Here is a 9,861-nt window from a genome sequence, read left to right as displayed (position 1 = left end):
GGGTACATATTGCGGTACATTTTGGAGCGCACTTGAGCTAACCGGTTGAAACTTTTACCGCGAAAAACAGGTGTTATTCCCTTCACCCGCTCCATATTCCTGTTGAATTATGCATATAAAACAATAGCTTATATTGAGAAATTCAATTCTAATTTTGATTTGGCTCCATTTTGTGGTACATACTGCGGTACATATTGTGGTACAAACGCAGTTTTTGAGTTTTCTTTATGGGCCGTGGGCGCAAAAATTATAATGATCCAGATCGGTTTTTAGATCAGCGAAACGGCACATATTATTATGTTCGTCGTGTGCCCAAAGCGGCTGCGCATTTGGATGAGCGTGGTGCCAGGGTGCGCCAGTCGCTAAAGACCAAGGATCTGGCAGCAGCCCGTGAAGCGCGGGACGTTTTGGAAGTGGCGGACAATCATTATTGGGCCAGTCTGACCGATGGCGACGATTTGCAGCGTGCGCGATCTGCCCTGGGAGCAGCGCAGAAAAGAGTGGAAGCGCTGAGCTTTTCATACAAGCCGGCAACTACATTAGCGACAACAGCAAGTGATGATGAATTGCTTCAACGCATCACAAAATTGATGGATGTTGGCGCGCGTCCGGAAACTACGGATGCCCTGTTGGGTGGGGTAGAAACCGCTAGCATTAGACTTAGTGAACTGTTGGATTTCTATATTGCTGAGATCGCACCAGATGAGGTGCGCGATAAATCTAAGTCGCAATTCAGGATTTGGCGGAATATCAAGAAAAAGGCAATCGATCAGCTGGTCGAATTGCGCGGTGACAAAGCTGTCACTGAAGTGACGCGTGAGGACGCGCTGGCGATCTATCGGCTATGGCGCGATCGCGTTTCGCCGCGTGGAAGAGAGCCAACGCATACGGCATCATCTGGCAATCGGGTTATTGGCACATTGCGACGAATGTTGGGCGATTATCACACCTATATTGGTGTTGCCAAAGCGGACTATAAAAACCCGTTTGCGGATCTCAGCTTCAAACAAGAGAACGAGCGCCAGCGGCCATCATTTAGCGTTGAGTGGATCCAGACCAAGTTTTTGCAGGGCGATGCATTGGCGGGGTTGAACAGCGAAGCCAGGGCAATTTTTCTGGCACTGATTGATACGGGTGCGCGGCCAAGTGAGATTTGCAATCTTTTGCCCGAACACATCCAATTGACGCACAATGTGCCGCACATCATCATTGCGCCAGTGGGCGCGCGCGACAATTATGAAGATCGCCGCCAGATCAAAACAGACAGCTCAAAGCGCTTGGTGCCCTTGGTTGGGGCGTCTTTGGAGGTGTTTCGAGCGCACCCCGAAGGCTTTCCGCACTATCGCGACAAAAGCAGCAGTTGGTCGGCCTTGGTGAACAAGTATCTGAAGAATAACGGTCTGGTGCCGAGTGAGGCGCATACCGCCTATTGCTTGCGTCACAGCTTTGAAGATCGCATGGCCATGGCTGGCGTGGATTTGGAAGTGCGTCAACGGCTAATGGGGCACGCCATTAAGAGGCCGAAATATGGGCAAGCTGGTGATTTGGCGTGGCAGCGTGAGCAATTAGAAATGATCGTATTGCGTAGCTGACTAGGTGGATTGTTGGTCGGTATATGTAGATTTTTCTGATTTGATTTGGGATGTAATGTGCACCTTGTTTGCGTACTTTAATAAGGTGTAAGTATTAAAGTCCTCCAAAACCTGCGCAGCCAAACCTCGTTTTAGATGATGAATACCGTCTTCCTCATGCAGTGCAAGGTGACTTGCGTCACCTTTATGTTTAGCGTTGTAGAGACCGTATGCTTCCGTAATTTTGGCGCTTGAAGTTTCAACTGTTGGTTTTAGATATTCGCGCAATGCTGCGTGGCGATTGTACATCGAAACAACGAAATCACGAACGAGCCATTTTAAGTCAATTTGCTTGTAGCCAAGGTTTGCTAGTTCATCTTTGAGCTTGCGTTTTACTTTTGATGAATCACTAAACTTTAGGACGTCGAGCCAAGGGGACGTGTTATATGCTCTTGCCACAGCTTTGCCTGCAGCAATGTCATCATTGGGGTAGATGTTGGTGGAATCAATAGCGAAGCCTTCGAGAGGAAGGGCGTGATGTTGAGCATAGTTCCGAAGTGCAGCGCAAACTCGATAGCTCAAGTGGCCATCGTACGCTGTATTGCCCAAACTTTTGTTATAATCTTGTGCTTCGGGTAAGCTTTTCAAGTGTTTGAATATGCGATCACTATGATCAACATAGCTTTGAAACGAAGTGAGGATCGTAATAAGGCTAACATTGAACCGTTGTCGAGCATTCTTAAATAATTGAGTGACATAATCTACTTTACTGTGCTGCGAGTAAGCAAATTCTAGACTAGTGTCCAGCTGGTCCTTCTCAAATCTCAGAAAGGATGTTGCAAATATTTGAAACAGTTCTTCAATTTCACCGGCTGACTTTATTGTCAAAATAGCGTCTTTGATGTCTTCGTGCTGTTTCTTATTTATTGGAAGTTTTTTGCTGCCGATCTTATTTTCAAAGAGGTAATAAGACTCCGACGAACCGGTGATAGCAGTTTTGACAATAAAATCTCCTGAGGCTTCACCTGCATGTCGAGTTGATAGCACGGAATCATCAAGATTTCACTATAGCGACTGCGTTGCTTTTTCCCGATTTGCAAGGCGTCGTTTGATGGAGTTTATTGTTTCTGCATTTGTCAGATCAGCCTCAAGTTCCTGTTCAAGCCGCTCATACAGCGGTAAATAGACCAATCCCGCATCACCCATCTGATCAATGCGCAGGGCCAACTGATCCAGTGCCCACTCCCATAGCTCGATACGTTTCCGGGGATCCTTTGGAGCGGGTTTCACGCCGCGTTCCTTTGCAATTGAAGGTCTAGGGTAAGTTCGCGGATCGAGCCGCTGAAATGATGGGAATAGATTGGGCCTTTGGGCAGGCCGGGGTGGTAAGCGGTGCGCCGGTTGCATTGGGGGCAGAATTTGTTCTCTTTGAACATGCGGGTATATTGTTTGGCGTTGACGGGCTTTAGCGCGCCCATCCACACCGTGTCGCAATCGCTGCAGCCGAACCAATGATAGGGCACAATCTGCTCAGCCATTTTGCGTTCCGCCAAACTTATCGAAGTGGAGTTCGCGATAGACGTGAAACAGGTCTAGTGCTTGCATCACCAGTTCTTCGCGGCGCATTGGTTTGATCCGTTGTTTGGCCGGTTCGTATTGGATCGTGATGCCTTTTTTGTTGGCCACCACGTCGCGCAATTCAGTCGCGCGCGCAATCATATCAGCGCGGTGTACCTTTGCTTGAATTGCCGTGCCTGGCGCGCCAATCCCGATGCTGTTGCAAAGAGCGGCAAACATGCGCTGTTCGTGCATGGCCACAAAGCCATTGCACCACATGTCCAGAAAGCCCTTGAATGGTCCGGTGACGTCGCCTGTTCCATCTTCTGGCACGTCATGGATCAGGCCATAGATTTTCAAATGCGGCTCATCGATCAGCTCCGCCACCAACAGCGAATGCTGCAGCACCGAATACTCATATTGGATATTGCCCGCCCAGCGATTGATAAAGCTAAGCTGGCGAAAAGTGGCATGAGGATTAAACAGGCCATATTCAGGATTGGCAAAATTGATCTGCGACCCGTCCATGCGGTTGGCCAAAAACTGTTTGGTCTGGTCGACATCAGGCTGCTGATTTGAGGGCATTTGCAATCACCTTTGCGGTTTCAAACATGTGCGGGGTGGTGGCCAACAGAAAAAGGGTGGTGAGAAACAGAATGAGGCCGATGGCCTCTATCCCAAACACCAATTGGCTGCGCATTAGTGCAGATCCTTTTGGCGCAGATTGTCGGCCAGTTCGGCATAGGTGCCGCCCATGGCGCGCAACATGCCGGGAAGGCGGCGTTGGATCTGTTCCAGGGTGAGGCCCGCATCTTTTAGCGCTTGATAGATGGCGACTTCATTGGGCGGGGTTTGGCGCAAAATGCTGATGCCGATGTGCTGCACATCACAATCGGCCACGCCCTTTTCGGGGTTGCCGCGCTCCACATAATTGGCAGCTGCATCGTCCATCACTGGATCATTGGCCGGTTCATAAGTTTCAAAAAATGGGCTATCCATTTCGCATCTCCTTTGTTGGATGATGCGCAATGTAGCATTGAGTGCTATATACATGTCAAGATAAATGTAGCATTGAGCGCTACTTTGTGCGCTTCAATTGGTTTGATCGGTATTTGCAAATTCTGCTAAGTTGTTGATGTTTTAAGGCGATATTATAGCAACGGGCATGAAGTGAATTTTTTGAAAATAGCATTATTGGTGATTGGCGCTGCGATGTTGTTTGCATGCGGTGGCGTGAATCAAGCTGTCTGGAAAGAGTGTAAAGCTCGACCGGGGGCGATGGCTGACTACGTTGCAAAAGCAGAGCGACTTGGATTTTTAGTCAAAGAAAGCGGTTGGAAGGCCAATGAAAGAGAATGGCGAACGCTTAGTCACAATCAAAAGATAAATGTTGCTGTCGCTGTGTATTGCTCAGCCGCTGATGAGGATGGCCGCGCTAATGTGTCAATTCGCGGTTACCGGTCGGGTGATGTTTTGGCGACAATTGTTGATGGACACTATTCAGATTGATCAGTCTTCGCGAAGTAGGGAATAGACAACGCGCCCTAGTACTCTGATGGTGTCGCCTAAATCACCATTGACTTCGATTGGCTGTTGATGGCGAGGGTCATTTGATTCTGGCATAAGCCAGAAGTGGCCCTCTTCATCGCGGTGAAGGGTTTTAACAGTATATTCGCGCAGGCCATCTGGGCGCTCACGTTCCACGACATATCGCTTACCTGGTTGGATATCTTCCTGAGTTTCAATGGCATTCGTGATGACCAGAACAGTGCCTTCAGGATAGCGGAGGTTCATGGAGGGGCCGCGCACTTGCACGCCAGTCAAACTGTACTTCGCGAGATCCGTATCTTGTGGCACAGCAACAGAAAATTGGTCTTCATCGGGCAATTCATTGCTTTCTGCCCAAGCACCGGCTTGTACAAATGCCACAACCTTAACGGTGCGCATCGGCACCACTGGTGTGTCGCTGATGATCGCTTCTGGCGACACATTGAATGCTTTTGCAAGCGCTTGTAGCCGCTCGCCACTCAAATCGATACGACCTGAAATCAGACGACTGATGGTGACGGGATGCACGCCAACAGCGTGAGCCAAATCGTCCCGCGAGATTTTTTTCTCGATCATCAGTTCTTTAATTCTGTTTTTCATATCAATCAGATAGCACTAAATGCTACATCTGTCCTAGCACTGAGTGCTATTTCTAACTTGACATGTAAGTAGCATTCAGTGCTACATACCGGCATGTTGTTACGTGATTGGCGAATTGACGCACAGATTTCATTGCGGGAAATGGCAGAAAAGCTAGGCATTGCTGGCGCGAATCCTGCGCGCAATTTGCAGCGTTATGAACAAGGCGCAGCGACCATGCCCAGCGAATTGATATTTCGGTTGGAAAATCTCACCAACGGCCAAGTCACCGCGCAAGATATGCATGAGGTTCGGCTTGAATGGTTGCGGGTAAATAAGCCCGGTGCGTTGTTGCCAGTGGCGCAAGAGGTGCGGGCATGAGCGCATTATTGTTTCCTCCCAAACGGGCCCCGCATTGGGCGGGGCACTTCTTTTTCGTTGGTCTCCCTGGGCGTCGTGAGCGGCGGGCCGGGCGCAGCGCTTGCATGGTTGGCAAGGTGGACTTGCCCCTCCTTAGCCTGTTGGCGCTGCGCCACCTTTTTCAAATTTGCCCGCGCCTGGCGCAATTGGGTGAGGGCCGCACTGAGATTGGAACATGGTTTGTTTTTCATGCCGACATTCTGGCGCGGCGTTTAATGCGCGTCATGCGGCAAAAAGGGAGGTTTTGCGCATGAGCCGGATGATGAATGCAGATAATTTGCATGAATTAAAGGCCGCGTCGCGCCAGCTGGTGCGGGCATCAGGCAAGCAAGAGGGGGCCGCCATGGTCACCCGCGTGCGGCATCAAGCCCTTTCTGATTATGGCAACCACAACAAGCCGGACATCTTTATGCCGATCGATGTGGCCGGGGATTTGATGCTGGACAGTGGCGACACCTCTTTGGTGCGCGCTTTTGCCCATTTGGTGCATTGCGAGGTGATCCCACTGCCAAAATCCCTTGGCGATGGCGCGCTGCAAAGCGCGATGGGGCAAACCTCAAAAGAGATTGGCGACGTGTTCAAAACCATTGGCGAAAGCATGGCCGATGGGCGGTTTGATGCCAAAGAAACCAAGCTGTGCCGCGCTGAGATTTGGGAAGCGATCCAAGCGCTGTTGGCGCTTTATGAAGCGGTTGGGGAGGGTGAGTGATGTTCGGCTCCATATACGTCCAAGAACCGACCGCGGCGTTCTCTGAATTTCAAACCTTCCACACTTTGGTAGTCGTTGCTTTTGAAGGGCCGCGTTCTATCGCCATATGCACATATAGGCTGCTGTTTATACCAACATGCCGAGAGATCCATAACCGAGTTTGCCTCATAAGAGCCGCCACTTACCTCACACAAATATGCAACGAGCCTCATTCGCACAATACGGCAATCTTGAAATGTGCAATACGCCGAATTGACTGTAGGAGTGGGCTCATTTGGATTAAAAAAGGGCAAGTTCTCATAGTCGCCATCTGCAAACCTTTCAAAGTCCGCATAATAGAAGCTGCAACTTTTAAACTCGCAGATAATAAATGCACATTTTCCTTTGGTGCCTACCAATTTTGTTCTTTGAAATTGGCATTGACAAAAACTGCAGTCGAGGACGTCTTTTGTAAAGGTGCATTCATTGAATGCAATTGCATAAAAGTCGAGACCTTTGACGTCGCAAATGACTTCTGCCTTTTCGATTTTGCAAACTTGGTCGTCTGTTTTGATACCGATCGCGCTAGAGATGCTGGCGATGGCGGAATAAAGCAATTCCGCAGTCCCTACGTCCAATGTCACATTGAAATGTGTATTCTCATCCCTTTTTTCAGCTTCGTTCATTTCAGCGGTATTTCTAAAACTTGCATAGCGACAAAGTGCGTTGAGCATTATCTTACGCAAGTCATCGCCACAATCATCATTAATCGCGATCATGGAAGTGATAGCTGCAAACTGTTGGGGGGCTTTTTCACTGGCAAGCATTTCAAGGGCGTGTTGGAGTTGCTGGCTCTTGGAGTTTTCAACACTATGCCTAAGTGTGTCTTCCATTGCGATCGTGCGTTTAATGCTTTGCTGTATGCCTATCACTGCAATAAGCAGGGTCACGGCCCAGCCAAATCCTTCAAGAGTGCCAGTACGCATGCTCCATTTGATTTTGTCACTGGAAATGAGCTCACCATATCCCGGAAATATGATGATCAAGGCTTTTGTCGCGATCAAAAGGGCCAGCGCAAGTATAGCGGTTGCCAACAGATAGAAAAGTACTGTGGCAATTCTGTCTGCAAGCCTGTTCATAAAAAATCCCCCAAAAGCAATGTCCTCATAGGGCAAAATGCCAGCGGCTTTGTCAATGGATCAGATTGGCAGGTGGCGGCATGAGCTGGGATTTTATTCGCGATCTCGACTTTCACCCCCTGGCCAACGCCTTCCCCTTTATCGAAGGGGATGATCATGAGCGGCTGACAGAAGATATCGCCCTGCATGGATTGCATGAGCCGATCATCATGCTGGATGGCATGATTTTGGATGGGCGCAACCGTTATAATGCGCTGCTGAAATTGGGCTTTGCTAAAGAACAATGGTTTGAGACGTTTGAAGACTACTGCAACCGCACGGGCACAAATGCCGACCCGGCGCAATTTGTGGTGTCGCGCAATATCCATCGCCGCCATTTGAGCGCCAGCCAGCGTGCCTTGGCGGCGGCCAGCATCGCCAATTTGCGGCAAGGGGCACGGCGCGACCTGGCCAAGGGTGAAGATGCGCCGGACAAAGATGCAAATTTGCAAAAGGTTGAAGCGCAGACTTCGATCAAAGAAGCGGCGGCGATGTTGAATGTGTCGCCCCGTTCGGTGGCCAATGCCAAAAAGGTGCAGGACAAAGCTGCGCCCGAACTGACTGAAGCGGTGCGCGAAGGCAAAGTGCATGTGAGTGCTGCGGCTGATCTGACCAGCTTATCTGTTGATGAGCAAGCCGATCTGATCAAGCAAATGGACAGCAAAGCCTTTGGCCGGGTGGCGAAGGAATTGCGCGACAAAAAGACCGCTGAGAAGAAAGCCAAGCGCCAACAGCGTGAAGCCGCATTGGGGCAAAAGCAGATGGCGCTGCCCAGCAAAAAATATGGGGTGATCCTGGCAGATCCTGAATGGCGGTTCGAACCTTATAGCCGCGAAACGGGCATGGATCGGGCTGCGGACAATCATTACCCCACCAGCGATTTGGAGACCATCAAAGCGCGGGATGTGGCCAGCATTGCAGCTGATGATTGTGTTCTGTTTTTGTGGGCCACCCGCCCCATGCTGCCGCAAGCGCTTGAGGTGATGGCGGCGTGGGGATTTACCCATCAGACTGATTTCACCTGGGAGAAAATCCGCCCCGGCAAACAGCGTGGCCCTGGTTATTGGGCGACGGATGAACATGAGCATTTGCTGATCGGCACTAGGGGCCACCCGCCATGCCCGGCGCAAGGCACACAGGCGCGGTCAATCCAGAAGGCGAAAGTGGGCAAGCACAGCGAAAAGCCTGTGGTGTTTCACCAGATCATTGAAAGCTATTTCCCCAATCTGCCCAAAATTGAATTGAATGCGCGTGTGGCACGTCCTGGCTGGGATGTATGGGGCAAAGAAGCGCCTGCACCATCAGCTGATGACCAAGACAATTTGCCCGCGCCACACCCCAAGCCGCGCAAGCTGAGCAAGGCTGAAAAAGGGCTGTTGGAAAAGGATAAAGCGGCGAACGCGATGTATCGGCCCGTGCCCAAAGGGCAAAAGACGGTCAAGGATCTGCTGCCGCCGCACACTGCCATCAAACACACGGCCAATGGCAAAAGCCAGGATCTGGTGGTGTTGAAGGTGAATGGTCCTTATGGCGGGCATGGCTATGAGACCTATTCGATTGCAGCGATTTCGGCCACGCGGTTTGATCCGAACAAAAACCACCGCGCCAACAACTGGATGACCGGCTGGGTGGCGATCAACGGCAAGATATTGCCGATCGATCCCACGATTGATGCTGAGATTGAGATTGTGGCGGGGGAGCCGGGGACGGGCGATAGCCCGGTGGCGGCGCGCAAAAAAGCGGTGAAGCCATGAATGCACTTTTCTCCAAAATTGGTGATTGGGATCAGCTTTCGCATGAAAGCAAAATATCTGTTGTGCGCATGTCTCGCCGCGAAGGGCTAAGCGCCAAAGACCTTGGTGAACTGCTGAATTGTTCGCGCAGTGCCATTTGCGGCTTTGCCTATCGCAATAAAATTAAGATGGCGGATGCGGCAACTTCTGTTGCGGTGGCTGCGGCGGCAAACAAAGCTCACACCATCAAACGAAAGCGGGGGCGCAGGTCGCGAGATTTTGATCACAAAATGGCGTTTCGGCTCGATCAATCATTGCGGGCCAAAGCTAAAAAGAAGTCGGTGAAAGCTGTGTTTTCACCAGATCATCCGGCAAACCGCAATGCGCTCTTGTTGACCCTTGTTGAACTTGAAGACCACTCATGCCGCTGGCCGATCGAGGTGGGATCCACCACCCGATATTGCGGCTGCACAAAGGCGGACGCATCCAAGTCCTATTGCGCCGCCCACAAAGCGCTGAGCAATGGCACATGGGTGGCCCCGCAAGATGAAACGCCGATTGGAGGCACATCATGAAACTGCAATTTT

Annotated in this window: 14 protein-coding genes; 6 read left to right on the top strand and 8 right to left on the bottom strand. The window is 50.6% G+C overall.

The features are described from left to right. Positions 1-227: 227 nt before the first annotated feature. Entirely contained in the window at positions 228-1,592 is a 1,365-nt protein-coding gene (locus tag G549_RS0103505; RefSeq protein ID WP_027833857.1) for a tyrosine-type recombinase/integrase, read from the top strand. Here the strand turns inward: G549_RS0103505 and G549_RS0103500 are convergent, their stop codons facing one another. From G549_RS0103500 to G549_RS0103475, 6 genes are read right to left on the bottom strand one after another with little or no spacing between them, the layout of a single operon-like run. After that, a complete protein-coding gene (locus G549_RS0103500; protein ID WP_027833856.1) occupies positions 1,593-2,618 on the bottom strand; it encodes a hypothetical protein in 1,026 nt (341 codons plus the stop codon). Between the two features lie 18 nt (positions 2,619-2,636). Further along, complete coding sequence (locus G549_RS0103495) at positions 2,637-2,861, bottom strand: hypothetical protein (RefSeq protein WP_027833855.1); 225 nt, start codon at positions 2,859-2,861, stop codon at positions 2,637-2,639. Continuing rightward, on the bottom strand, positions 2,858-3,109 hold the full coding sequence (locus G549_RS0103490) for a hypothetical protein (RefSeq protein ID WP_027833854.1): 252 nt from the start codon (positions 3,107-3,109) through the stop codon (positions 2,858-2,860). The genes G549_RS0103495 and G549_RS0103490 overlap by 4 nt, the downstream gene beginning before the upstream one ends. Continuing rightward, on the bottom strand, positions 3,102-3,713 hold the full coding sequence (locus G549_RS0103485) for an HD domain-containing protein (RefSeq protein ID WP_027833853.1): 612 nt from the start codon (positions 3,711-3,713) through the stop codon (positions 3,102-3,104). The genes G549_RS0103490 and G549_RS0103485 overlap by 8 nt, the downstream gene beginning before the upstream one ends. Continuing rightward, complete coding sequence (locus G549_RS21770) at positions 3,691-3,828, bottom strand: hypothetical protein (protein ID WP_156905466.1); 138 nt, start codon at positions 3,826-3,828, stop codon at positions 3,691-3,693. Before G549_RS21770 ends, G549_RS0103485 begins: the two co-directional genes overlap by 23 nt. Then, entirely contained in the window at positions 3,828-4,127 is a 300-nt protein-coding gene (locus tag G549_RS0103475; protein WP_027833852.1) for a hypothetical protein, read from the bottom strand. Before G549_RS0103475 ends, G549_RS21770 begins: the two co-directional genes overlap by 1 nt. 171 nt (positions 4,128-4,298) lie before the next feature. Between G549_RS0103475 and G549_RS0103470 the strand changes: the two genes are divergently transcribed. Next, the gene (locus G549_RS0103470; RefSeq protein WP_027833851.1) at positions 4,299-4,637 is read left to right on the top strand and encodes a hypothetical protein; all 339 of its coding nucleotides are present in this window, start codon (positions 4,299-4,301) and stop codon (positions 4,635-4,637) included. On the opposite strand, the gene G549_RS0103465 is transcribed toward G549_RS0103470, so the two are convergent. Next, positions 4,638-5,276, bottom strand: a complete 639-nt coding sequence (locus tag G549_RS0103465) for a LexA family protein (RefSeq protein ID WP_051213293.1) — start codon at positions 5,274-5,276, stop codon at positions 4,638-4,640. Between the two features lie 141 nt (positions 5,277-5,417). On the opposite strand from G549_RS0103465, the gene G549_RS18890 reads away from it, so the two are divergent. Both G549_RS18890 and G549_RS0103450 read left to right on the top strand, forming a co-directional pair. Continuing rightward, positions 5,418-5,636 carry a hypothetical protein gene (locus tag G549_RS18890; RefSeq protein ID WP_051213291.1) on the top strand — a complete coding sequence of 73 codons (219 nt, stop codon included), beginning with the start codon at positions 5,418-5,420 and terminating at the stop codon, positions 5,634-5,636. 289 nt (positions 5,637-5,925) lie between these two features. Next, positions 5,926-6,384: a phage regulatory CII family protein gene (locus G549_RS0103450; RefSeq protein ID WP_027833848.1), complete on the top strand. Its 459-nt coding sequence runs from the start codon at positions 5,926-5,928 to the stop codon at positions 6,382-6,384. Here G549_RS0103450 and G549_RS0103445 read toward each other — a convergent pair. Then, entirely contained in the window at positions 6,357-7,502 is a 1,146-nt protein-coding gene (locus G549_RS0103445) for a hypothetical protein (protein ID WP_027833847.1), read from the bottom strand. The genes G549_RS0103450 and G549_RS0103445 overlap by 28 nt on opposite strands. Before the next feature lie 80 nt (positions 7,503-7,582). On the opposite strand from G549_RS0103445, the gene G549_RS22010 reads away from it, so the two are divergent. Both G549_RS22010 and G549_RS0103435 read left to right on the top strand, forming a co-directional pair. Next, entirely contained in the window at positions 7,583-9,295 is a 1,713-nt protein-coding gene (locus G549_RS22010; RefSeq protein ID WP_051213289.1) for an MT-A70 family methyltransferase, read from the top strand. Then, the gene (locus G549_RS0103435) at positions 9,292-9,849 is read left to right on the top strand and encodes a GcrA family cell cycle regulator (protein ID WP_027833846.1); all 558 of its coding nucleotides are present in this window, start codon (positions 9,292-9,294) and stop codon (positions 9,847-9,849) included. The genes G549_RS22010 and G549_RS0103435 overlap by 4 nt, the downstream gene beginning before the upstream one ends. Positions 9,850-9,861 lie beyond the last annotated feature (12 nt).

The sequence above is a fragment of the Maritalea myrionectae DSM 19524 genome (genome assembly GCF_000423365.1).
GTDB lineage: Bacteria > Pseudomonadota > Alphaproteobacteria > Rhizobiales > Devosiaceae > Maritalea > Maritalea myrionectae.
This window is presented reverse-complemented; position numbering and strand designations above follow the sequence as displayed.